23 protein-coding genes and 1 pseudogene are annotated in these 23,686 nt (G+C 61.6%); 10 read left to right on the plus strand and 14 right to left on the minus strand.

What is annotated here, in order from left to right; genetic code table 11:
* Window positions 1-62: 62 nt before the first annotated feature.
* The 4 genes from NKH35_RS08855 (at window position 63) to NKH35_RS08870 (ending at window position 2,835) form a co-directional block, all read left to right on the plus strand.
* On the plus strand, window positions 63-554 hold the full coding sequence (locus NKH35_RS08855; protein ID WP_023700258.1) for a hypothetical protein: 492 nt from the start codon (window positions 63-65) through the stop codon (window positions 552-554).
* 51 nt (window positions 555-605) lie between these two features.
* A complete protein-coding gene (locus NKH35_RS08860) occupies window positions 606-1,493 on the plus strand; it encodes an IS1 family transposase (protein WP_352911276.1) in 888 nt (295 codons plus the stop codon).
* A 5-nt stretch (window positions 1,494-1,498) separates the two neighbouring features.
* Entirely contained in the window at window positions 1,499-1,861 is a 363-nt protein-coding gene (locus NKH35_RS08865) for an Imm8 family immunity protein (RefSeq protein ID WP_023700256.1), read from the plus strand.
* 134 nt (window positions 1,862-1,995) lie between these two features.
* Entirely contained in the window at window positions 1,996-2,835 is an 840-nt protein-coding gene (locus NKH35_RS08870) for an AAA family ATPase (RefSeq protein ID WP_023716052.1), read from the plus strand.
* 43 nt (window positions 2,836-2,878) lie between these two features.
* Here the strand turns inward: NKH35_RS08870 and NKH35_RS08875 are convergent, their stop codons facing one another.
* Window positions 2,879-4,417: an MFS transporter gene (locus NKH35_RS08875; RefSeq protein WP_352911284.1), complete on the minus strand. Its 1,539-nt coding sequence runs from the start codon at window positions 4,415-4,417 to the stop codon at window positions 2,879-2,881.
* A 141-nt stretch (window positions 4,418-4,558) separates the two neighbouring features.
* On the opposite strand from NKH35_RS08875, the gene NKH35_RS08880 reads away from it, so the two are divergent.
* The 6 genes from NKH35_RS08880 (at window position 4,559) to msrB (ending at window position 8,742) form a co-directional block, all read left to right on the plus strand.
* Complete coding sequence (locus tag NKH35_RS08880) at window positions 4,559-5,422, plus strand: LysR family transcriptional regulator (protein WP_023737887.1); 864 nt, start codon at window positions 4,559-4,561, stop codon at window positions 5,420-5,422.
* 58 nt (window positions 5,423-5,480) lie between these two features.
* The gene (locus NKH35_RS08885; protein WP_023684144.1) at window positions 5,481-5,927 is read left to right on the plus strand and encodes a GNAT family N-acetyltransferase; all 447 of its coding nucleotides are present in this window, start codon (window positions 5,481-5,483) and stop codon (window positions 5,925-5,927) included.
* A gap of 35 nt (window positions 5,928-5,962) precedes the next feature.
* The gene (locus NKH35_RS08890; protein ID WP_050485875.1) at window positions 5,963-6,223 is read left to right on the plus strand and encodes a type II toxin-antitoxin system HicB family antitoxin; all 261 of its coding nucleotides are present in this window, start codon (window positions 5,963-5,965) and stop codon (window positions 6,221-6,223) included.
* Window positions 6,224-6,232: 9 nt separating this feature from the next.
* A complete protein-coding gene (locus NKH35_RS08895) occupies window positions 6,233-7,423 on the plus strand; it encodes a vWA domain-containing protein (RefSeq protein WP_352914200.1) in 1,191 nt (396 codons plus the stop codon).
* 16 nt (window positions 7,424-7,439) lie between these two features.
* The gene (locus tag NKH35_RS08900; protein ID WP_023704917.1) at window positions 7,440-8,237 is read left to right on the plus strand and encodes an MBL fold metallo-hydrolase; all 798 of its coding nucleotides are present in this window, start codon (window positions 7,440-7,442) and stop codon (window positions 8,235-8,237) included.
* Window positions 8,238-8,337: 100 nt separating this feature from the next.
* On the plus strand, window positions 8,338-8,742 hold the full coding sequence (msrB, locus tag NKH35_RS08905) for a peptide-methionine (R)-S-oxide reductase MsrB (protein WP_013529102.1): 405 nt from the start codon (window positions 8,338-8,340) through the stop codon (window positions 8,740-8,742).
* A gap of 62 nt (window positions 8,743-8,804) precedes the next feature.
* Here msrB and NKH35_RS08910 read toward each other — a convergent pair whose 3' ends face one another.
* The 13 genes and pseudogenes from NKH35_RS08910 to NKH35_RS08970 form a co-directional block, all read right to left on the minus strand.
* Window positions 8,805-9,116 (minus strand): hypothetical protein, encoded by a 312-nt coding sequence (locus NKH35_RS08910; RefSeq protein WP_031196451.1) that lies wholly within the window; start codon window positions 9,114-9,116, stop codon window positions 8,805-8,807.
* Between the two features lie 7 nt (window positions 9,117-9,123).
* Window positions 9,124-9,564 carry a hypothetical protein gene (locus tag NKH35_RS08915; protein ID WP_352462247.1) on the minus strand — a complete coding sequence of 147 codons (441 nt, stop codon included), beginning with the start codon at window positions 9,562-9,564 and terminating at the stop codon, window positions 9,124-9,126.
* Window positions 9,565-9,657: 93 nt separating this feature from the next.
* Window positions 9,658-9,918: a DUF2312 domain-containing protein gene (locus NKH35_RS08920; RefSeq protein ID WP_023668722.1), complete on the minus strand. Its 261-nt coding sequence runs from the start codon at window positions 9,916-9,918 to the stop codon at window positions 9,658-9,660.
* Window positions 9,919-10,067: 149 nt separating this feature from the next.
* Window positions 10,068-13,526, minus strand: a complete 3,459-nt coding sequence (gene pyc, locus NKH35_RS08925) for a pyruvate carboxylase (protein WP_352914204.1) — start codon at window positions 13,524-13,526, stop codon at window positions 10,068-10,070.
* Window positions 13,527-13,805: 279 nt separating this feature from the next.
* Entirely contained in the window at window positions 13,806-14,927 is a 1,122-nt protein-coding gene (locus NKH35_RS08930) for a branched-chain amino acid ABC transporter substrate-binding protein (RefSeq protein ID WP_023668720.1), read from the minus strand.
* A 137-nt stretch (window positions 14,928-15,064) separates the two neighbouring features.
* Window positions 15,065-15,412, minus strand: a complete 348-nt coding sequence (locus tag NKH35_RS08935) for a DUF6867 family protein (RefSeq protein ID WP_023668719.1) — start codon at window positions 15,410-15,412, stop codon at window positions 15,065-15,067.
* Window positions 15,413-15,524: 112 nt separating this feature from the next.
* Window positions 15,525-16,253, minus strand: coding sequence for an ABC transporter ATP-binding protein (locus tag NKH35_RS08940; RefSeq protein ID WP_023668718.1), 729 nt, complete (start codon window positions 16,251-16,253; stop codon window positions 15,525-15,527).
* 20 nt (window positions 16,254-16,273) lie between these two features.
* Window positions 16,274-17,380, minus strand: a pseudogene (locus NKH35_RS08945) (ABC transporter ATP-binding protein); the annotation flags it as partial.
* The gene (gene livM, locus NKH35_RS08950; RefSeq protein WP_023668716.1) at window positions 17,380-18,975 is read right to left on the minus strand and encodes a high-affinity branched-chain amino acid ABC transporter permease LivM; all 1,596 of its coding nucleotides are present in this window, start codon (window positions 18,973-18,975) and stop codon (window positions 17,380-17,382) included. The gene livM and the pseudogene NKH35_RS08945, both read right to left, overlap by 1 nt.
* Window positions 18,976-18,979: 4 nt before the next feature.
* Window positions 18,980-19,882 (minus strand): branched-chain amino acid ABC transporter permease, encoded by a 903-nt coding sequence (locus NKH35_RS08955; RefSeq protein ID WP_023668715.1) that lies wholly within the window; start codon window positions 19,880-19,882, stop codon window positions 18,980-18,982.
* Window positions 19,883-20,341: 459 nt separating this feature from the next.
* On the minus strand, window positions 20,342-21,343 hold the full coding sequence (locus NKH35_RS08960) for a 4-hydroxyproline epimerase (protein WP_352914207.1): 1,002 nt from the start codon (window positions 21,341-21,343) through the stop codon (window positions 20,342-20,344).
* 13 nt (window positions 21,344-21,356) lie between these two features.
* On the minus strand, window positions 21,357-22,694 hold the full coding sequence (locus tag NKH35_RS08965) for an NAD(P)/FAD-dependent oxidoreductase (RefSeq protein ID WP_352914210.1): 1,338 nt from the start codon (window positions 22,692-22,694) through the stop codon (window positions 21,357-21,359).
* A 51-nt stretch (window positions 22,695-22,745) separates the two neighbouring features.
* Complete coding sequence (locus NKH35_RS08970) at window positions 22,746-23,639, minus strand: dihydrodipicolinate synthase family protein (RefSeq protein WP_023698414.1); 894 nt, start codon at window positions 23,637-23,639, stop codon at window positions 22,746-22,748.
* Between the last annotated feature and the right edge of the window lie 47 nt (window positions 23,640-23,686).

Consider the following 23,686-nt stretch of genomic DNA (forward strand, 5'->3'; position numbering starts at 1 on the left):
CGAATCCTCTTGCGCGTGATGCGTCCCATCACATACCATCGTCACATACAGGAGTCGATGGCATGACGGAACGGAAGAAGATTGAAGAGCGCCTTCGCAAAAAAGAGCAGGAGGTCGCGTCCCTCGAAGAGAAGACCAAGGTAGCTCGCGTCTATGTTCAGGCGTTGCGGGACATCCTCAAAATGTTGGCCACCGACGGCGACGACAACAATACCGATGCGGAAACCGTGCTGCGCACCGGAAGCGCTGTCGCAGATGCGCGGCATGTGATCCTAAAGAAGCGAGCCCCTGTCCATATCAACGAGATACTGGAAGCGCTTGGCCGGGAAGCCACGCGGGAGGCGAAGGCATCGCTGACAAGCTCGCTCGCCGCATATGTTCGGCGCGGAGAGATTTTTACACGTCCAGCCCCGAACACGTTTGGATTGGCCGAACTAGGCCACGAAACAATCGAGGAGGAAGCGGCCGAGCCACCGCCGAACTTTGGAAGGCCAACGCCGCCTCGGCCATCACGACCACCGGAACCGGAACCGGACGAAGACATTCCGTTTTAAAGTGAACTTTTGATGCTTGACACTAAGCATAAAAGTTCACATATGAGGGGCATGAACAAGCTGCCCCTCAAAACCCGCGTCCAAATCCTCACCATGCTTTGCGAGGGTTCTTCGATGCGCTCTACCTCCCCCGTTGCCGACGTGTCGATCAACACGGTTTCAAAGCTGCTGGTCGATGCCGGCAAGTTCTGCGCCTATCTGCATGACAGTGAAGTCCGAAACGTGGCTTCCAAGCGCGTCCAGTGCGATGAAATCTGGTCGTTCGTCGGCGCGAAGGCCAAGAACGTTTCGGCCATGAAAGCCCCGGTTGAAGGCGCTGGCGACGTGTGGACGTGGACCGCTCTCGACAGCGACAGCAAGCTTATCATTTCCTGGCTCGTGGGCGGTCGCGATGGCGAATATGCACTGGCATTCATGGATGACGTGAAGGACCGTCTTGCAAACCGCGTCCAGCTTACGACCGACGGTCACCGCGCCTATCTCAATGCGGTCGAGGAAGCATTTGGAGCGGACATCGACTATGCGATGCTGATCAAGCAGTACGGCGAACCGGAAGGCAAGAAGACCTCGCCAGAGCGCCGCTATAGCCCCGCCGTCTGCACCGGCGCAACCAAGACGCGGATTGAAGGCAACCCGGACCCGATGCATGTCAGCACGTCGCATATCGAGCGCGCTAATCTCACCATGCGCATGGCAAACCGCCGCTTCACACGCCTGACCAATGCGTTCTCAAAGAAGTTCGAAAACCATGTCCACATGGTCGCGATTTACACGGTCTGGTACAACTTCATAAAAATGCACAAGACGCTGAAAATGACGCCGGCAATGGCGGCTGGCGTGTCACAAACTCTCTGGTCCATGGAAGATCTTTGCGAGAAGATGGACGCTGTTGCTCCGAAGCCGGGGAAACGTGGTCCTTATAAGAAGCAGGAACAGTGAGTTTCATGAAAGCGGAGTATAAGGGTCATAGGATTGTGGAAGCCGATAAACTCGCGTTCGATCTCTCTACATGGCGTCCGTCCGATCCAACTGATTTTTCGGTCACCATTGATTTCTATGCGGGAGAAGAGGGCAAAGAAGGCTCGGATGCTTTCACTGCCACGGTGTGTTCGCCGACATGGTTTCTTCGGTCCCACAAAGAAGCGGTATTTTCTGGTGAAAGCGTGATTTTCATGCGGACGTTCGATCACCTTCAACTGGAAAAATTTCTCATCGCTCGATGTGCTTCGGCTGAGGGCAATAGCTGGCATGAGATAGCCTTTGAGCTTTCGCGGGTCGGGCTATGGGAATTCGAATACAAGCTCTGAATTTCAAACTGAGACACTACCTGACATGAGCCGATGTTTCCATTTCGATCTCACACGCTTTGGTCGCAGCCGGCTCGCCCTTGCACAGGTCAAGCAGCGTCCTTACGCTCGCGCTGACCAACCGAGGAGCAAGTATGCGTTTCGAAGGCACGGCGGCCTATGTCGCCGACAAGGATCTGATGGTGGCGGTGAACGCCGCGATCGCGCTGGAGCGGCCGTTGCTGGTCAAGGGCGAGCCGGGCACCGGCAAGACCGAGCTTGCCCGCCAGGTGGCATCGGCGCTCGGCCTCGACCTGATCGAATGGCACGTCAAGTCGACCACCCGTGCGCAGCAGGGACTGTATGAATATGATGCTGTCTCGCGGCTGCGCGACAGCCAGCTTGGGGATGCCAGATTCAACGACATCAAAAACTACATCAAGCGCGGCAAGCTCTGGGACGCCTTCGCGGCCGGCAAGAAGGTCGTGCTGTTGATCGACGAGATCGACAAGGCCGATATCGAATTCCCCAACGACCTGCTGCAGGAACTCGATCGAATGGAGTTCTTCGTCTACGAAACCGGCGAAACGATCCGCGCCGCTGTGCGCCCCATCGTCATCATCACTTCCAACAACGAGAAGGAACTGCCCGACGCCTTCCTGCGCCGGTGCTTCTTCCACTACATCCGCTTTCCCGATGTCGACACGCTGCACAAAATCGTCGACGTGCACTATCCCGGCATAAAGCAGAATTTGGTGCGTGCTGCCCTGACCCAGTTCTACGAAATCCGCGACGTGCAGGGGTTGAAGAAGAAGCCGTCGACCTCCGAGGCGCTCGACTGGATCCGCCTGCTGGTCGCCGACGACATCGCACCCGAGGATCTGCGCGCCGACCCCAGGAACGCGCTGCCGAAACTGCACGGCGCGCTGCTGAAGAACGAGCAGGACGTGCATCTGTTTGAGCGCCTTGCTTTCATGGCCAGGCGGAAGGGATAAGGATCGGCGGGCGGGCTGAGCGCTATGAGCGAGCTTCGGCCGATCACTCGGCCGCCGCAAGCCCTGTCTCCTGCGGCGCGACGCGCTTCGGCCCGAAGATGACGAAGCCGATGACCGACAGGGCGAGAACGCCGATCCCGCAATAGAGCATGACCCAGCCGAAACCATTGACCAGCGCGGCATGCACGATGGCGCCGGATGGGTCGAGGGCTGCGAGCTTCGGCGTCCCCTGCGCAAGGCCCTCCAGATTGCCGGTGGCGACCCTTTCCGCCAGTGCCCGCAACTCATCCGGCTCCAAAGCCGCGCCGAGTGTGGCCCGCAGGTGGGAAACGATACCTTGCGTCAGCAGCAGGCCGAGCACCGCGATGTTGACAGCGAGCGTGATCAGGCGTGCGCTGATGTCGATGCCGGACGCCATGCCGGCACGATCCGGCGATACCGCGCCGGTCGTGGTATTGGTGGTCGGCGAATTGGTGAGACCGATGCCGATGCCGGCAATCAGCGTGCCGGGCAGCATGGTCAGCCAAGTGGCGCCCTCGAGCCTGGAGCCGATCCACATGGCGATGAAACCGATCCCTAGCGTCAGCAGACCGAGCGGGATGGCAATTCGTGCCTGATAGCGCGCGCGAATGCGCTCGGCGATCGGCGGCATCACCATGAAGGGCAGCGTGTAGACGAGCAACAGCAGGCCGGTCGTCGTGCTGTCGTAGCCGAGAACGCCGGAATAATAGATCGGCAGATAGATGATGAACGGCCAGTAGCTGAAATTCATGCCGATGGCGCCCATGATCGCGCCGGAAAACTGGCGGATGCGGAACACGGAGAAATCGAACATCGGATAGGGATTGACCCTCTCGGCGACAAGGAAAGCGATGAACGCAGCCACGGAGGCTGATATCACGCCGATGCGGGCGCTGGTCCCGAGATCCGCACCCTGCGTGATCAGATAGGAGAAGCCGAACACAGAAGCCGACAGCGTCAGCATGCCGGCCCAGTCAAGCTTCTGGGCGTTGTGATCGCGCGATTGCGTGACACCGGCGCCGATAAAGGCGAGCGCCAGGATCGCCAGCGGCACGTGGATGAGGAACACCCATTGCCAGTTCGACAGCGCCACGATCAAGCCACCGATGGCGGGCCCGAAACCAAGCCCGATGCCTGAGACGACGCTCCAGGCGACGAAAGCCTTGCCGCGTTCGCGGCCGTCCTGGAACTGATGCGACAGCACGGCGACGCTGCAGGTCAGCATCGCGCCGCCGGCGAGACCTTGCAGGAAGCGGGCGGCGATCAGCAGCGCCGCACTCGGCGCTAGGCCGCACAGCAGCGAGGCGAGGCCGAAGGCGACGGTGGTGATCACCATCACGCTCTTGCGGCCGAAACGGTCGGCCAATGTCCCCGTCGCCATAAGCACTGTCGTGCAGGCGATGGTGTAGGCATTCATGATCCACTGCAAATCCCTGAAATTGGCGGCGAGCACGCTTTCCAGTTTCGGCAGGATCACCGGCACGCTGGAGATTTCGAGCCCGAACAGCAGCGACGCCAGGCACACGCCGGTGAGCGCTATGGTGTTTCGTTGAATTGGCATATCGATCTCTTTCCATCCGAGCATGAGGCGCTCTTCAAACCACGACCAGTTTGAGATAGAGGAGACTCGACCATGAAAAAAGGCTATGCTCGGCTATATCAGAAATGACAAAACGGAATGATTAGCCAATGGAGTGCTGCGATGACCAGTCTTGATGTGGACGCCGTACGAACCTTTGTGATGGTGGCCGATCTGCAGAGCTTCACCCAGGCGGCCACGGCGCTGGGCAGCACCCAGGCGACAATCAGCGTCAAGCTGCGCCGTCTTGAGGAAAAGCTCGGCGCGCGATTGATCGAAAGAACGCCGCGCCGCGTCAGCCTGTCGGCACGAGGCGCCGTCTTCCTCCCCGCCGCGCGCGACTTCCTTGCCGCGCACGAGCGCGCCATGGCGGAGTTTGCGTCAGCACCGTGCCGGCTTGCGCTCGGCTTTGTCGATCATGCCGCCGGTCCGGCGCTGTCCATTCTGATTGCCCAGCTCCATGCGCACGATCCATCGCTGACGCTCAGTTTGAGGATCGATACCAGCACGGTGCTCAAGGAAGCTTTCGATCACGGCGAGCTCGATGCAGTCATCGTGCACCGCGAAGGCGACAGCCGTCCTGGCCGGACCTTGTCGCGCAACCACTATGGCTGGTTCGCAGCACCTTCCTTCGAGTGGCAGCGCGGAACGCCGTTGCGCCTCGCGCTCTTAAGCACCGTGTGCAACTGTCCGGATCGTGTGCGGGCGGTCGAGGCGCTGGACAAAGCAGGCATCGCCTGGGAGGAGGCCTTCGTCGGCGGCGGCGGCGCGGCCGTCAACATTGCGATATCGGCGGGCTTTGCCGTTTCGGCGCTGGCTCACTGCGTCGCTCCGCCCGGCCTGATCGAGGTTGGCCGCAAACTTGGTCTTCCATCGCTTGACCCTTCCGAAGTGGTGCTGCATTCGCACAATCTGGCGCCGCGCGCGCGTGACGCGCTGCAGATGCTGGCAACCGCATTTCGCGAGTACAATTCGCCGGTGGATTAGGCGATGGTGTTTCCGATCTGATTCCGCCGGAATCCGATAAGGCTTTGGAGGAACCGAAATGACCGAGATCACCGTCCGCCCGCTGGCGCTGGCCGACCATGCCGACTGGCGGCGGCTGTGGACTGCCTACCTCACCTTCTACGAGACCAAGCTGCCGGACGAGGTCTACGACATCACCTGGAAACGACTGTTCACGGAAGGTGAATTCGAACCGAAGGGGTTTATCGCCACGCTCGACGGCAAGGCGGTCGGCCTGACCCATTATCTCTATCACCGCTCCGGCTGGTCGGAGAAAAACAACTGCTACCTGCAGGACCTGTTCGCCGACCCTGATGTGCGCGGCAAGGGCATCGGTGCGGCCCTCATTGAAGCGGTCAAGCAGGAAGCCGACAAGATCGGCGTCAAGAACGTCTATTGGATGACCCACGAAACCAACGCCACAGCGCGCAAGCTCTACGACCATGTCGCGCGGCGGACAGGTTTTATCGAGTATGATCTGCTATGATGCGAGCGCGATCGAAATAACGCGGAAGGAGCCGAATGATCCGCTATGTCGGAATCCTGGATGGCAGTGACGGCGTTTGGGGAGTGCGGATGCCCGATCTCGCCGGCTGCCACGGGGCCGGCGCAAACCCGGCGGAAGCGATAGCCGATGCCGCCTCGGCTATGCGCGAATGGGCGGAAGCCCGCATCGCAAAGCACTTGCCCATGCCCAACCCACGTACTGTGGCAAATCTTCTGCAATCCGGCGAAATCGACAGTGCCCGTGGCGACTCAGCCGTGACCGTTCGGCATAGATAACGGCCAACCATGTTCCTCCCCTTCTTTCTCGAACTAAAGGCCGCGCGCGTTCCCGTTTCGCTCAGGGAATATCTGTCGCTGCTGGAAGGGCTGGAGGCCGGGCTGGTCGACTATGACGTCCAGGGTTTTTACTACCTCGCCCGCGCCGCGCTTGTGAAGGACGAACGCCATATCGACCGCTTCGACCAGGTGTTTGCGCATGTCTTCAAGGGGATCGAGGCGCTCACCGGCCCCGATGCCGTCGGTGTCGCCAACATCCCTGAGGAATGGCTGCGCCGGCTCGCCGAAAAGCACCTGACCGAGGAAGAGAAGAAACTGATCGAGGCGCTCGGCGGTTTCGACAAGCTGATGGAGACACTGAAGCAGCGGCTGGAGGAACAGAAAGGCCGCCACCAGGGCGGCTCGAAATGGATCGGCACCGGCGGCACTTCGCCTTTCGGCGCCTATGGCTACAATCCCGAAGGCGTGCGCATCGGCCAGCATGAAAGCCGCAATCGCCGTGCGGTGAAAGTCTGGGACGAGCGCGAGTTCAAAAATTTCGACGACGCCGTCGAGCTCGGCACCCGCAACATCAAGGTGGCGCTGAAGCGCCTGCGCCGCTGGGTGCGCGAGGGTGCGGAGGAAGAGTTCGACCTGCCCGGCACCATCCATGCCACCGCCGAGCACGGCTATCTCGATGTGCAGACGCGCCCCGAACGGCGCAACGCCGTGAAGCTCTTGATGTTCTTCGATGTCGGCGGCTCGATGGACGACCACATCAAAAGCGTCGAGGAGCTGTTTTCGGCCGCCCGCGCCGAATTCCGCCAGCTCGAATATTTTTACTTCCACAACTGCGTTTACGAGGGCGTCTGGAAGGACAACCGGCGCAGGCATGCCGAGACCATCCCGACCTTCGATCTGCTTCACAAATACGGCCCCGACTACAAGGTGATCGTCGTCGGCGATGCCTCGATGAGCCCTTACGAGATCGCGCATCCCGGCGGTTCGGTCGAGCATTGGAATCCGGAAGCCGGCAGTGTCTGGCTTGGCCGCCTCATCCAGCAATGGCCGAATGCGGTCTGGCTGAACCCCGAAAACCAGAAAAACTGGGGCTTCACCCATTCGATCGCGATGATCCGCGATCTCTTCGGCGGCCGCATGTTCCCACTGACGCTGGCCGGGTTGGAAGCCGCGACGAAGCAGCTCTCACGCAAGCATTGATATGAGAGGAAAACCGATGACCTGCTTTCTTTGCCCGCAATGCGGCGTCCAGTTCGCGGCAACGCAGACCCCTCCAGAAAATTGCCCGATCTGCGAGGACGAGCGGCAATATGTGCGCTGGGAAGGCCAGGCCTGGATCACTGGGGAAGAACTCTCTGCCGGGCATAGGCTTGTGATGAAGGACGATGCCGGCGTTCTCGCTTTCGGCATCGAGCCGCGCTTTGCTATCGGCCAGCGGGCGCTGCTGGCGCAGACGCCGCACGGCAATGTGCTGTGGGATTGCATCTCGATGGTGAGCGACGAGGCGGTAGCCGAAATCAACCGTCGCGGCGGCCTGGCCGCGATCGCCATTTCGCACTGCCACTATTATTCGGTGATGGTCGAGTGGAGCGAGGCGTTTGGCGGCGTGCCGATCTATCTCCATGCCGACGACCGCCAGTGGATTATGCGGCCGCACAACGCCATCGTCAGCTGGGCGGGCGAGACGCTGGCCATAAACCCGTCGCTGACACTCGTGCGTTGCGGTGGCCATTTTGCCGGCGGCCAGGTGCTGCATTGGAAACGCGATGACGGTAACGCCCTGCTGTCCGGCGACATATTGCAGGTGACGCCGACGCGTCGCCATGTCAGCTTCATGTACAGCTATCCGAACTACATTCCGCTCAATGCGCCGGCCGTGCGACGCATCGCGGCGGCACTTGAGCCTTTCGAATTCGACGACATCTACGGCGCGTGGTGGCAGCAGAACATCATCGGCGACGCAAGAACGGCATTTCATGCGTCGATCGCCCGCTATCTTCAGGCGATTGGGTAGGAGCTCGGCTGAAAATGCGAGCAAAACACGTAACAAACGCCTATCTCTAAGCGAATATAGCTTGCAACCAACAACAAGCCGCCAAGGCTGAGGAGATCAAATGGACACCCACACCTACCCTGTCACCCGCACCGACGCCGAATGGCGCGCCCGCCTGACGCCCGAGCAATATGCGGTCATGCGCGGCCATGGCACCGAACGGCCCGGAAGCTGCGCGCTGCTCTACGAAAAGCGCGCCGGCACCTTTTCCTGCGTCGGCTGCGACCAGCCGCTGTTCGAATCCAAGCTCAAGTTCGAGAGCGGCACCGGCTGGCCGAGCTTCAATGATCCGGTGCCCGGTTCGGTCGAAAACACCGTCGACCGCAGCTACGGCATGGTCCGCACCGAATGCCACTGCGCCCGCTGCGGCAGCCATCTCGGCCATGTCTTCGAGGACGGCCCGCCGCCGACCGGCCTGCGCTATTGCATCAACGGCGTGGCGCTGAAATTCGAGCCGGCGGCTTAAGCCGCGGCTTGACCACCATCTTCAAAGGGCGGCTTCGGCCGCCCTTTTTCGTGTCAATCTTCTCAGACAACCACCACCAGGATCAGCCAAAGCGTAGCCCCGAGGGTCATCAACGAAGCCTTGGCGCCACTGGATTTTTCCGTGGTTCGCCAGACGGCAAAGGTCAGAAAGATGTTGTAGGGCACGGGCGCGAAATGCACCGCCAGGACGACGGCGAGCGGCAGCTTCAAGCCGAGCAGAATGAGCGCGGCCACCGACGAGGTGATGTTGATCGCCGTGCCGACAAGGACTAGATCGCGCCAGAACAACCGCTCGACCGGAACCGCGCCTTGCCAGCGCGAGCCGAAGAAGGATCCGATGCTTTGCACCAACACCTGATAGCTATCCCTCTCCCAGCACGTCGGTGACGGCGCGCTCGAAGCGCGAGCATTCCGTCACCAGCCAGTCGGCCATGGCCGGCCAGTTGTCCTCGGCATAGCAGTTCACCCGCCACATCGAATTGGTGCCGAGGGCCTCGCAGCTCTGCTCCGGCCTGAGCTTCAGCCTGTCTTCGATTGCCGGTTGGAACGGCTTCAGCCGCGACCAGACCCCGGTCGCGCCGAACTTCTCGTTACGGCCGAAAAAGACGCCAACTTGGCTTTGCGCCGGCGCGACATACATGGACAGGACCAGAGCGAAGTCGGGCAGCCCGCGCTGCCAGAACCAGGGTCCGCGCCGCGCCATGGAAGCGCGTTCCTCCGGATGCCGTTCGGCGAACAGCGCCCAGAAGCTGCGTTGGCGGAATTCAGAGGCGCGGCGGGCGCCGAAGTCGAATTCGCTCATGGTTCGATGCCCGTTCCAGCATCATTCCTTGGCCCGAGACTGTTTCGAAATTCGCTCCGGCGATATCAGCCGGAGTAGAATTTCCAGACAGCCTTACACCATGCCGAGCGCGGCCTTGTAGAGATCGAGGATGGTTTCCTCTTCCTGGCGCTCGGCCTGGTCCTTCTTGCGCAGCCGGATGATCGACCGCATCGCCTTGGTGTCGAAGCCGGTGCCCTTGGCCTCGGCGAACACTTCCTTGATGTCGTCGGCGATGGTCTTCTTTTCTTCCTCGAGCCGCTCGATGCGCTCGATGAAGGCGCGCAACTGGCCGGCGGCAACAGTCTGGCTGGTATCTGTGATGTCGTCGGCCATGTTTTTTCTCCGCTACTTTTTAAGCACCGCGATTCTGGGCGGTAAATTGGGAGCGGGTTCGATGCCCGAGCAGGCGCGGCGGGTCAAGCCATTATCGGCGCTTCGTGAACGGCTGCTGCCAGCCGTCCCCAGTGTGATGGATCCGCGCGTCAGCCAAACGCGATCAACAGATCCTTCGCATCGATCTGATCGCCGGCCTTGACCAGCACTTCGGCCACTGTGCCGTCGCGCTCGGCATGCAGGGCCGTCTCCATCTTCATGGCTTCGATCGACAACAGCACGTCGCCGGCCTTGACCGCTTGGCCGGCGGCAACCGAAAGGGCGGAGACCACGCCCGGCATCGGCGCGCCGACATGCGCCTCGTTGCCGGGCTCGGCCTTGCGCCGAGCCTTGGCCGCCGAGGCGCCATGCGCCCTGTCCGGCACCCGGACACGGCGCGGCTGGCCGTTGAGCTCGAAGAACACGGTGACCATGCCCTTCTCATCGACGTCGCCGATCGCAAGGCAGCGCACTACAAGCGTCTTGCCTTTTTCGATGTCCAGGAAGATCTCGTCTTCGGACTTCATGCCGTAGAAATAGGTCGGCGTCGGCAGCACACTGACCGGCCCGTAGGTTTCCTGCGCGGCGGCGAAGTCGGTGAACACCTTCGGATACATCAGCCAGGAGGCGAATTCGTACTCCGAGAGCTTGCGCTCCAGCTTCTGCTCGATCTCCTTGCGGCTGGCCTTGAGGTCGGCTGGCTTGAGCAGCGAGCCCGGGCGCTCGGTGATCGGCTTGCTTTCCTTCAGTGCCTTCTTCTGCAGCTTCGCAGGCCAGCCGCCGGGCGACTGGCCGAGATCGCCGCGCAGCATCGAGACGACCGAGTCCGGGAAGGCGATGTCCTTGGCTGGGTTTTCGACGTCGGCAACGGTCAGATCCTGGCTCACCATCATCAGCGCCATGTCGCCGACCACCTTGGACGACGGCGTCACCTTGACGATGTCACCGAACATCAAATTGACGTCGTGATAGGCTTGTGCCACCTCGTGCCAACGCGTTTCCAGCCCCAGCGAACGCGCCTGTTCCTTGAGGTTGGTGAACTGGCCGCCCGGCATTTCGTGCAGATAGACTTCCGAGGCTGGCCCCTTGAGGTCGCTTTCGAAGGCGGCATACTGGTTGCGCACCGCTTCCCAGTAGAAGGAGATTTTGCGGATCCATTGCGGATCGAGGCCGGGATCGCGCTCGGTTCCCTTCAGCGCCTCGACGATCGAGCCCAGGCAAGGCTGCGAGGTGTTGCCGGAGAAGGAATCCATCGCCGCGTCGATGGCGTCGACGCCGCTTTCCACGCCGGCCAGCACCGTCGCCGCCGACAGGCCTGACGTGTCGTGGGTGTGGAAATGGATCGGCAGGTCGGTCGCCTCGCGCAGCGCCTTGAACAGCACGCGGGCGGCAGCCGGCTTCAAAAGCCCGGCCATGTCCTTGACGGCGATGATATGGGCGCCGGCTGCCTGCAATTCCTTCGCCAACCCGACATAGTATTTAAGGTCGTATTTGGCGCGCGCCGGATCGAGGATGTCGCCGGTGTAGCAGATCGCCGCTTCGACCAGCTTGCCCTCCGCGCCCACCGCGTCCATGGCGACGCGCATATTCTCGACCCAGTTCAGGCAGTCGAAGACGCGGAACAGGTCGACCCCACCGGCCGCTGCCTGGCTGACGAAATGTTGCACGACATTGTCGGGATAGTTGGTGTAGCCGACGCCATTGGCGCCGCGCAGAAGCATCTGCAGCAAAAGGTTGGGGGCCGCTTCGCGCACTTTGCTCAACCGCTCCCACGGATCCTCGGTGAGGAAGCGCATGGCGACGTCGAAAGTGGCGCCGCCCCAGCATTCCAGCGACAGCAGCCGCGGCAGCGCGCGCGCATAGGTACCGGCAATGCCGGCAATGTCATGCGTGCGCATGCGGGTGGCGAGCAGCGACTGGTGACCGTCGCGCATCGTCGTGTCGGTGACAAGCACCTCTTTTTGCTCACGCATCCAGGCAGCGAATTTCTCCGGCCCCAACGCGTCTAGCTTCTGCTTGCTGCCATCAGGCACATTGCCGTTGAGATAGGGCACGACAGGCGCTGCCGCATCGGTCTTGGGCATCGGTCGGCCGCGGGTTTCGGGATGGCCGTTGACGCTGACGTCGGCCAGATAGTTGAGCAGCTTGGTGGCGCGGTCCTGCCGCTTCACCTGCGCGAACAGCTCCGGCGTCGTGTCGATGAACCTGGTCGTGTAGGAATTGTCGGCGAAGCGCGGGTGGTTGATGATTGCCTCGAGGAAGGTGAGGTTGGTGGCCACGCCGCGGATGCGGAACTCGCGCAGGGCCCGATTCATGCGGGCGATCGCCTCGGCCGGTGTCGGCGCCCAGGCAGTCACCTTCTCCAGCAGCGGATCGTAGAAGCGGGTGATGACCGCGCCCGAATAGGCGGTGCCGCCGTCGAGGCGGATGCCGAAACCGGCGGCTTCGCGATAAGCGGTGATGCGGCCGTAGTCCGGAATGAAACTATGCTCCGGATCCTCGGTCGTGATGCGGCACTGCAGCGCATGACCGTTCAGCCTGATGTCGGCCTGCGCCGGCACGCCCGACTCTTTCGTGCCGATGGCAAAGCCGTCCAGTATGTGGATCTGCGCCTTGACGATGTCGATGCCGGTCACCTGCTCGGTGACGGTGTGCTCGACCTGGATGCGCGGATTGACCTCGATGAAGTAGAATTTGCCGGTGTCGGCGTCCTGCAGGAATTCCACCGTACCGGCGCCGATATAGCTGGTCTCGCGCGCGATCTTGAGCGCATAGCCGCAAAGCTCATGGCGCAATGCCTCGCTGAGATAGGGCGCCGGCGCCCGTTCGACGACCTTCTGGTTGCGGCGCTGGATCGAGCAGTCGCGCTCGAATAGATGTACAGCGTTGCCATGCGTGTCGCCGAGCACCTGGACCTCGACATGGCGAGCGCGCTCGATCAGCTTTTCGAGATAGACCTCGTCCTTGCCGAAGGCGGCCTTGGCCTCGCGCTTGCCTTCCATCACCTCGCGGGCGAGGTCGGCTTCCGCGCGGATGGCGCGCATGCCGCGCCCGCCGCCGCCCCATGATGCCTTGAGCATCACCGGATAGCCGACTGTCTTGGCGAGCTGCTTGACTGCTTCCATGTCGTCCGGCAGCGGTTCGGTTGCCGGCACCACCGGCACGCCGACCTCGATGGCCAGATTGCGCGCGGCGACCTTGTTGCCGAGCCGGCGCATCGTGTCGGGCTTCGGTCCGATGAAGGTGATGCCGGCCTCGGCGCAGGCATCTGCGAATTCAGGGCTTTCCGACAGAAGGCCATAGCCTGGATGGATGGCGTCGGCGCCGGACAGCCTGGCGACGCGGATCACTTCCTCGATCGACAGATAGCTTTCGATCGGCCCCATGTCCCTGGCCAGATGCGGCCCGCGCCCGACCTGGTAGCTTTCATCGGCCTTGAACCGATGCAGCGAATATTTGTCCTCCTCGGCCCAGATCGCCACGGTTTTGAGGCCGAGCTCGTTGGCCGCGCGAAAGACGCGGATGGCAATTTCGGACCGGTTGGCGACGAGGATCTTCGTGATGGCCAAGGAAGCAGGCTCCGGACAGGAGGGTGGGGCAGAGGCATGATTAACGCGAAAATGCTGCAGTGCAACCAAAATCGGGGAGAGGTTAAACCGATTTAAATGCGATTCTAGCACCACCGATCGAAAAGATGCGTGCGATTGGCGTCGCGAGGTGACGCTAATTGTCGTGCCCGCACAAATTCGACCCGGCTAGCGGCTTATCCAGCCACCCTCGCTGCGCCCTGTCACCAAAGAAAAATGCCCGGCGCGAGCGCCGGGCATTCCATAGAGCTGTGTCCCGAATTACGACTTCGGGAACCAGGAGATCTTGCCGTCCGGACCCTTCTTCCATTCGTACATGATGTAGCCCGGGAGCTTCGGATCGCCCTTCGCGTCATAGGCGAGATCGCCCAGAACGGTCTTGAACGGACCCTTCTCGTGCAGCGCCTTGGCCACTTCCACGGGGTCGTTCGACTTGGCCACGGCAGCGGCCTCGGCGATCACCTGCATGGCGGCGTAGGAGTAGAGAGTGTAGGCTTCCGGCTCGAAGCCCTGGGCGCGGAACTTCTCGACCAGTGCCTTGTTCTCGGGGATCAGACGCGGATCTGGACCGAAGGTGTTGAGCGTACCGATAACCGCATCGCCGGCGATCGCAGCCAACTCGTCGGTAACGATGCCGTCGCCTGACATCAGGGTAGCCTTGAGGCCCTGGTCCGCCGACTGGCGGATGATCAGGCCGGCTTCAGTGTGCAGGCCGCCCCAATAGATCAGGGTGACGCCGGCGTCCTTCATCTTGGCGATCAGCGCCGAGAAGTCCTTGTCGCCGACATTGACGCCTTCATACATGACTTCGGTCAGACCGGCTGCGTTCATCGCCTTCTTGGTCTCGTCGGCAAGGCCCTGACCATAGGGGGTCTTGTCGTGGATGACGGCAACCTTGGCGTCCTTGAAGTTGGTCGCGATATAGCCGCCGGCGATGCCGCCCTGCTGGTCATCGCGTCCGCAGGTGCGGAACACGTTCCACAGGCCGCGCTCGGTGAATTTCGGGTTGGTCGCCGCCGGGGTTACTTCGACGATGTTGTTGTCGACGTAGACTTCCTGCGAAACCGGGATCGAGACGCCCGAGTTGAAGTGGCCGATCACGAACTTCACGCCGTCGCCGACGAACTTGTTGCCGACCGAAATTCCCTGCTTCGGATCGGAGACGTCGTCGCCGACTTCGAGCTTGATCTGCTCGCCGTTCATGCCGCCTGCGGCGTTGATGTCGGCAACGGCCGCTTCCGCACCCTTCTGCAGCTGCGCACCGAAGGCCGCATTCGGACCGGTGATCGGACCTGCGACGCCGACGATAACGTCAGCCCATGCATTGCCACCGAACGCGACAAGCGCGGTCAGGGCAACGGCGGACAAAAGTGATTTCTTCATTTAAACGCTCCCATTTACGAGGTGGGCGTGGATGAAACTTTCATGCGATGCCCACCCTTATCGCAGAAAGCGTACTTTGCCGATTTTCAGGCCCTTGTCACGCCGATTCATCCCCGGAACGGCGTTAATGATGAACGTCAACCTTTCGGTTTCCAGCTTAAGATCGAAGCCCGTTCGTAAAGCCAATTATACTGCGTCACCATCTGGTTCGTACGCGTGTATTGATAGCCGACAAACCCCAATATCATGAGCACGATTGTGTCCACGACATAGTATTGCAGCGAAAACATCGTGCCGCCGAACAAGGCATGATGGATGAACCTGATGCCGATGCCGAGGCCCAGCAGATAGGCGAACAGCGCCGGCAGGCTGCGCCATGTCTGGGCGCTGGCCTTGCCGGTCATCCATGCCGCCCAGCCGCCGAGCAGACAGGTGACGAAGAAGAACTGCCAGATGGAAGGTTCCTCGTGAAGAATGCCTTGCATGATGAAGACTCCCTAGCATGATCCCGAAAAGTTGCAGACTTTTCGGACAAAGGTCATGCGACAAACAAACAAGTTGGAGCGGAATACCGTATGCATACATTCCGCTCCAAAATCAGTGATGGCCGCCTTCGAGATAGGCCGCCCGCACTTCCGGATTGGCGAGCAATTCCTTGCCTGTGCCGCTCATGGTCACGTTGCCGTTGACCATGACATAGCCGCGCGTGGCGAGCTTGAGCGCGCCGAAGGCGTTCTGCTCGACCAGGAACACAGTCAGCCCTTGCGTGCGGTTCAGCTCGCGGATGGCATCGAAGATCTGCTTGACGATCAGCGGCGCCAGACCCAGCGACGGCTCGTCGAGCAACAGCAGCTTAGGCCGCGCCATCAGCGCACGTCCGATCGACAGCATCTGCTGCTCACCGCCCGACAGCGTGCCGCCGCGCTGGGCAATGCGCTCCTTGAGGCGCGGGAACAGCGCGAACACCTTCTCGGCATCCTCGTCATAGTGCTTGAGATTGTCGAGACCGGCGCCCATCTGCAGGTTTTCCATCACCGTCATGCGCGGGAAAATGCGCCTGCCTTCCGGCGACTGCGCGATACGCATGCGGGCGATCTCGTGCGTCGGCATCTGGGTGATGTCGGTGCCGGCGAAAGTGATTGAGCCGGCACGAGCGCGCGGCGCACCGAAGATGGTCATCATCAGCGTCGACTTGCCGGCACCGTTGGCACCGATCAGCGCGACGATCTCGCCCTGGTTGACGTGGACATCGACGCCGTTCAGCGCCTTGATGTTGCCGTAGTAGGTCTCGACGCCCTTGATGTCGAGGAGCGTTGTCTCGGCCATCACTTACGCCCTCCGCGCGGCTTGCCTGTCGGGGATTTGGTGGCCGCCGGCTTGGACTTGGCCGTTAGACGCTCGGACGGTGCTCTTGGCGCGGAGTTGGCTCTTGTATCGTATTGGGTGGCTTTTGAAGCTCCCTTCGACACTGTGACCCGCTCGCCCTGGCTGTGGCCGATCGTGTCGCTTACCGGGCCGGCGAGATAGGAAGACGATGTGCCTGGTCCGTGAGCCGAATCCGGCCCGATGTCCAGCTGCTCGATGACGTCTTCATCGCCAACCTCGGTCAGCACCGTCTCGACCTCCTCGTCGTCGACGCCGAGATAGGCGGCGATGACGCGCGGGTCGGTACGCACCGATTGCGGGCTGCCGTCGGAAATCTTGCGGCCATATTCAAGCACCACGACATGGTCGGAAATCTGCATGACCACCGACATGTCATGTTCGATCAGCAGGATCGAGGTACTGCTCTTGATGTCCATCAGCAGCGAATTCAGCGCAGCCGACTCCTTCGGATTGAGACCGGCCGCAGGCTCGTCGAGGCACAGAAGTTCGGGCCCTGTGCACATGGCGCGCGCAATCTCGAGGCGCCGCTGCGCGCCATAGGGCAGGTCGCCGGCCGGATCGTCGGCGCGATCGACAAGATCGGCCTTCTCCAGCCAGTGCTTGGCAAGCTCCACCGATTCAGCCGAGGCTCTGCGGTAGCCGCCGATCCCGAACAGGCCCAGGATCGTATAGCCGGATGCCTTCATCAGCTTGTTGTGCTGGGCAACCAGCAGATTCTCCAGCAGCGTCATGCCCGAGAACAGGCGGATGTTCTGGAAGGTGCGCGCCCCCTTGGCGCGCGCCGGGATCTCATGATTGGGCAGCCGTTCGAGCAGGAAGCTCGAGCCGTCGGCCCGGTTGAGCGTAATCATGCCTTCCGACGGCTTGTAGAAGCCGGTGATGCAATTGAAGACGGTGGTCTTGCCGGCGCCATTGGGTCCGATCAGAGCGGTGATCTCGCCGCGCTTGGCCTGGAACGACAGATCGCCGATGGCGATCAGGCCGCCGAACTTCATCGAAAGATGCTCGACCTGGAGGATGGCGTCTTTCATACCCGGATTGGTCTTCTGAATGGAGGTCGCGCTCATCAGCCGTGCCCTTCCTTGGTGAAGGAGGAGGAGACCGCTTTTCGTTCACTGAGGAAGGCCGTCGGTTCACGGCTGCCGACAAAGCCGCGCGGCTTCCACAGCATTACGATGACCATCGCCATGCCGAACAAAAGCATGCGGTAAAGCTCCGGCGTGAAATCTTTTCCGAAGACACTTTTCAGGAAATCGAGTTCGCGCAGTGCCTCGGTGCCGCCGATCATCACCAGCGCGGCGACCGCGATGCCGACCAGCGAGCCCATGCCGCCGAGCACCACGATGGCCAGGATGATCGCCGATTCCAGGAAGACGAAGGATTCAGGGCTGACGAAGCCTTGCCGTGCGGCGAAGAAGGCGCCGGCAAAACCGCCGAACATGGCGCCGGTGGCAAAGGCGGTGAGCTTGGTGGTGGTGGTGTTGATGCCAAGCGAGCGGCAGGCAATCTCGTCCTCGCGCAGCGCCTCCCAGGCGCGGCCGACAGGCATGCGCCTGAGCCTGATGGTGACGAAGGCGGTCAGCAGCGCCAGCCCGAGAATGAGATAGTAGAGGAAGATCTTGTAGTAGGCGCTTGACTGGGCGATGTGCAGCACCTTGCCGATATAGTTCGGGTCGGTCGAATTAAACGTCATCAGGCCGAAGAAGGTGACCTTCGGGATGCCGGAGATGCCGGCCGAGCCGTTGGTGACTTCACGCCAGTTGATCAGCACCAGGCGGATGATCTCGCCGAAGGCCAGCGTCACGATCGCCAGGTAATCGCCACGAAGCCTGAGCACCGGAAAGCCGAGCATAACGCCCCAGAAGGCGGCCATGGCGCCGGCGGCGGGCAGCAGGATCCAGAACGACAGGCCGTATTGCGAACCGAGCAACGCATAGGCATAGGCACCGACCGCGTAAAAGGCGACGTAGCCGAGATCGAGCAGGCCGGCGAGGCCGACGACGATGTTCAGCCCCCAGGCCAGCATCACATAGATCAGGATCTGGATGCCGAAATTGTCGACCCACTTCAACGAGCCCTGCAGGCCGCCGGTTATCGACCACGCGTAGATCGACAGCACCACGACGACGAGGATCGGGTATAGCACCAGCGCCGCAATCCCGAGCTTGGTGAAATTGGCGTGGATGAAGGAGCGGAAATAGAAGATCACGCAAGCGAGCGCGTAAATGACGGCCAATGCGCGCAGGAACTGAAGGTAGCCGGCCAGATCGGGTCCCACCAACACCGGCAGGGCGCTGCCGAACGCAACGAGGACAACCGCCAGCACAACGGCGACGATGAAGGCCGGAAGCAGGAAGAAGCGCGACGCGACGCTCGCCGGCAACAGGCCGGTGGCGACATTGGTGATCTTCTGATTGGCCATGAACGGCTGGCCATATGCAATGTAGAAGAAGCGGCCAAGCATGGTCAGCACGACCACGGTGATGAGCAGCAACCAGCGCTGCACCAGGATCAGCTGGTTGCTTATGTTCTGGTCGGTCTTCAGGCCGATGAAGAGAATGAACAACCCCAGCGAGATGGCGCCGGCATAGAACGCTTCGCGCAATGCACGCTGCACGGGGGAGGCGACGGTGTCGCGCTCCGAGGATACGGAAACCGCCATTGTCTCAGACCTTTTCGACTTCTGGCCGGCCCAAAATGCCGGAAGGCAGGAAGATCAGCACGATCGCCAGGATCGAGAACGCCGCGACGTCCTTGTAGTCGATCGAGAAATACGCCGACCACATGCTCTCGATGAAGCCGATCAAAAGCCCGCCAAGCACCGCGCCCGGCAGAGACCCGATGCCGCCGAGAACGGCCGCGGTGAAGGCCTTGACCCCCGGCACAAAGCCGTCGGAAAAGGCGATGACGCCGTAATACATCAGGAACAACGTGCCCGCGACGGCCGCAAGCGCTGCACCCATGATAAAGGTGATCGAGATCGTACGGTCGACATCGACACCGAGCAGCGCCGCCATCTTGCGGTCCTGCTCGCACGCCCTTTGCGCCCGGCCGAGGGAAGTCCTGTTGACCAGGTACCAGAACAGCGCCAGCAGCAGGGCGGTGACGACGACGATGATGATCTGCTTCAGCGACACGCTGATGCCGTTGATGTTGTAGACTTGGCTGACCATCGGCGGGATCGGCTTGTTGCGCGGACCTTGCGTCACCTGGATGAAGTTCGACAGCGCGATCGACATGCCGATGGCGGTGATCAGCGGCGCCAGCCGGAACGAACCGCGCAGCGGCCGGTAGGCCACCTTCTCGATCGTCCAGTTGTAGAGGCTGGTGAGCAGCATCGCCACGATCATCATGATCAGCAGCGCCAGGACGACCGGGACCGAATAGAACAAGGAGCCGAGGATGAGGAAGACAACGAGGGCGGCGAATGCCCCGACCATGAAAATGTCGCCGTGGGCGAAGTTGATCATGCCGATGATGCCGTAGACCATCGTGTAGCCGATTGCGATCAGCCCATAGATCGATCCCAGCGTCAGCCCATTGATAAGCTGCTGGACAAAGTACTGCATGTGTACATGGCTCCCCTGGAATGTCGCCCATGCAGACGCATTCCTTTTCGTATTTCCCCTAGTCGTAAAGTTTCGAGCCCGGATTGCAACGTGATTTTTCAAACGTCGAGCGTGTTTTGCCGGCACGCCTTCCGATTGCCCGTTTTTTTGCTCCCGACCCCTGGACTATCGCGGACCCTATCATTGGCATAACGCAATGTCTTTGACGATTCAGCCGGACCAGCGACCTCATTTCGAAGAAATCCCGGTCAAAATTAGGTGATGAGACGAATCTTTGCGTTGTTGGCGGGTTTCGTTTTTTAGCCACATTCCGTACTGACCAGCTGCAACATGGGTTACTTCCGACTATGGCGGTGGATGCCTCGCCCAACGCGCTAACCTTTCGCTGACTGGTTTCGCCAAGAGGTCCCGCTCTGGGTCCAAGTCTTCGTCTCGGTGGATGATCGGCAGCCTACCGTATCACTTAACCACAAAACCGTGCGCGAACGGATCGCGGTCGTCGATGAATATGGTGTTCAGGCCGGTCATCCGCGCCCAGCCGCCGATCGAGGGAATGATGGCCGGCTTGCCGGCAACAGTGACGTCCTTCTCGACCTTGCCCTTGAACAGCGAGCCGATGATCGATTCGTGGACAAAACTGTCGCCGGCCTTGAGCTTGCCCTTGGCATGGAGCTGCGCCATGCGCGCCGAGGTGCCGGTGCCGCAAGGTGAACGGTCGATGGCCTTGTCGCCATAGAAGACGGCGTTGCGCGCATCCGCGCCCGCTACCGTCGGCTTGCCCGTCCACAGCATGTGGGACAGCCGGTTGATGCCGGGGTTTTCCGGATGCACGAACGAGTACTTCTCGTTGAGCCGCTGCCGCACCACGGGGCTCCAGGCGATGAAATCGCCGGCGGAATAATCAGCGATGTCGCGAAAATTCGCCTGCGGCTCGACGATTGCGTAGAAATTGCCGCCATAGGCGACATCGACAGTGATCTCGCCAAGCTGCGGGCAGTCGACCGTCAGTCCCTCGGCATAAAGGAAGGACGGCACATTCGTGATGCGCACCTCCTCGACATAGTCGCCGACTTGTTTGTATTCGGCGATAACCAGCCCGGCCGGTGTGTCGAGCCGGAGCACGCCGGGTGTCTTCGGCTTGATCAGCCCATGTTCGATGGCCATCGTCACCGTGCCGATCGTGCCGTGGCCGCACATCGGCAGGCAGCCCGACGTCTCGATGAACAGGATGGCTATGTCGCAATCCTCGCGCGTCGGCGGATAGAGGATCGAGCCCGACATGACATCGTGGCCGCGCGGCTCGAACATCAGCCCGGTGCGGATCCAGTCATACTCCGCCAGGAAATGCGCCCGCCGCTCCATCATCGTCGACCCCTGAAGCAAAGGGCCGCCGCCGGCGACCAGCCGCACCGGATTGCCGCAGGTATGGCCGTCGATGCAAAAGAAGGATTTTTTGGCCATGATTTCCTCGAACTCAAAACCGTTGCGGGCTGAAGGGAGCAAGATCGATCGGCGAAGTTTGCCCGAGAACAAGATTGCGGATCAAGCGGCCGGTGGCCGCCGCCTGGGTCAGGCCGAGATGGCCATGGCCGAAGGCGTAGACAATGTTGGGCGCGGTTCGCGCCGTGCCGATCACCGGCAGCGAATCCGGCAGCGACGGGCGATAGCCCATCCACTCGCGGCCGCCTGACGCGTCCAGCCCCGGAAGGAACTGTCTGGCTTTTTCCAGCATGGCCTTCGAGCGCGCAAAATTCGGCGGCCGGTCGAGACCGCCCAACTCGACGGCGCCGCCGACGCGCAAGCCCGTCTCGAGTGGCGTGATGACGAAGCCATGGCCGGAAAAGATCAGCATCCGCTGCACGTCGAAAGCGGTCTTCGGCAGTGTCGTGTTGTAGCCGCGCTCGGTTTCGAGCGGGATGGTGTCGCCAAGCGCCTTCGTCAGCAGATGCGACCATGCCCCGGCGGCCACGACAAGATGTCTTGCCTGCCTGGTCGTGCCGTCCGTCAGCGTCAGCGTCGCGCCATCAGGATTGGCGGCGACGCGCTCTATGCGCGCCTTTTCGAAACGCGCGCCCAGCCTTTCGGCATAGGCCCACACCCCCTTGCCGAGCAGTTTCGGATCGGCGACGGTCTTCCAGCCCGGCACGAAGGTGCCCTTGATGAAGCGCGGCGACAGTCCCGGCTGCAGCCGCGCCAGTTCGTCGCCTTCGACATGGCGAAAGCCGATGCCGAAGCGCTCGCGCGCCGCCCAGCCCGGCAGCCCGGCCTGAAATTCGGCCTCGCTTTCATAAAGCTCCAGCGAGCCGTCCTCGCGCAGCATCAGCCGCGTGCCGGAACGGTCGAGCAGGCCCATCCATTCAGCCTCGGCGAGCTTCATCATGCCTGCCTGAGCAGCAAGGCTCGCCTCATATTTTTCTGGTGCGCCAGCGCGCCAGAAGCGCAACAGCCAAGGCAACAGCTTCGGCAAGTAGGCCGGCGGGATGCTGAGTGGCCCGAGCGGATCGGCAAGCCATTTCGGCAAGTGCCGCATCATGCCCTTATGCGCCAGCGGCAGCACGTCGGAGAAGGCGAAGGCGGCGGCATTGCCGGAGCTCGTCTCCTTGCAGATGCCGGTGCGGTCGAAGACCGTGACGCTGCGCCCGGCCTCGGCCAGCATGGCCGCCGCGCAGATGCCGACAATGCCGCCACCGACAATGGCGATATCTACCCTCTCTCCCCGTTCACGGGGAGAAGGGGCCCTAAGGGCGGATGAGGGGCGGCGGCCCTCCTCTGTGTCCCTGGAATTTCCTTGCACGTCGGCGCTGCCCCTCATCTGGCTGCCGCCATCTTCTCCCCGTGCACGTGCACGGGGAGAAGAAAGCCTTCAGAACTGCGGCAGCTTCGGCCGTACCGCCAGCGCGTCCTTGACGATCTTCTCGATCGCTTTGCGGCGCTCGCCCGACAGCGGCTGGCGCGGCATGCGCACGCGGTCATTTGTGTCGATCGCGAGCACTTCGGCAAGCTTGATGTTTTGGACCAGATAGGTCGAGACATCGAGATCGAGCAGCGGCCGGAACCAGCGATAGATCGAAAGCGCCTCCTCGCGGCGGCCCTGCTTCATCAACTGGTAGATGGCGACTGTCTCGCGCGGGAAGGCGACGACCAGACCCGCCACCCAGCCGATGGCGCCCACCGACAGCGCCTCGAAGGCGAGATTGTCGACGCCGGTGAACAGATCGTAGCGGTCGCCGAAGCGGTTGATGATCTCTGTCGAGCGGCGGATGTCGTCGGAGGACTCCTTGATGGCGACGAAGCGCTTGTCGGCGGCCAGTTCTTCCATCTGGCCGACGGTAACGTCGACGCGGTAGGCGAGGCGGTTGGAGTAGATCATCACCGGCAGGTCGCCGGCCTGAGCGACGGCGCGCAAGGCGGCGACCGTCTCTTCCGGGTTGGTGTGATAGATCGGGCTCGGCACCACCATCAGCCCGTTGGCGCCTTCCCGGCTCGCGCGCTTTGCGATGCTCGCCGCCTCCCGGGTGCCTGCCTCGTTGACCGTCAGCAGAACCGGCTTGCTGCCGGCAACTTTCTGGGCAGTCTTCAGCACCTCGATCTTCTCGTCATGCGACAGCATCGGCCCTTCGCCGAGCGAACCGCAGACGATGATACCGTCGCAGCCTGCCTCCATCTGCAACGCAAAGCAGCGCTCCATTTCGGCATGGTCGAGGCGGTCGTCTTCGGTGAATTTGGTCGTGACGGCGGGGAAAACTCCGGTCCACATGATCGTCTCTCCATCTGATATATCAGGCGTATATCTGTTGGAAAACC

The sequence above is a fragment of the Mesorhizobium sp. M1143 genome, from assembly GCF_040318435.1.
Lineage (GTDB): Bacteria > Pseudomonadota > Alphaproteobacteria > Rhizobiales > Rhizobiaceae > Mesorhizobium.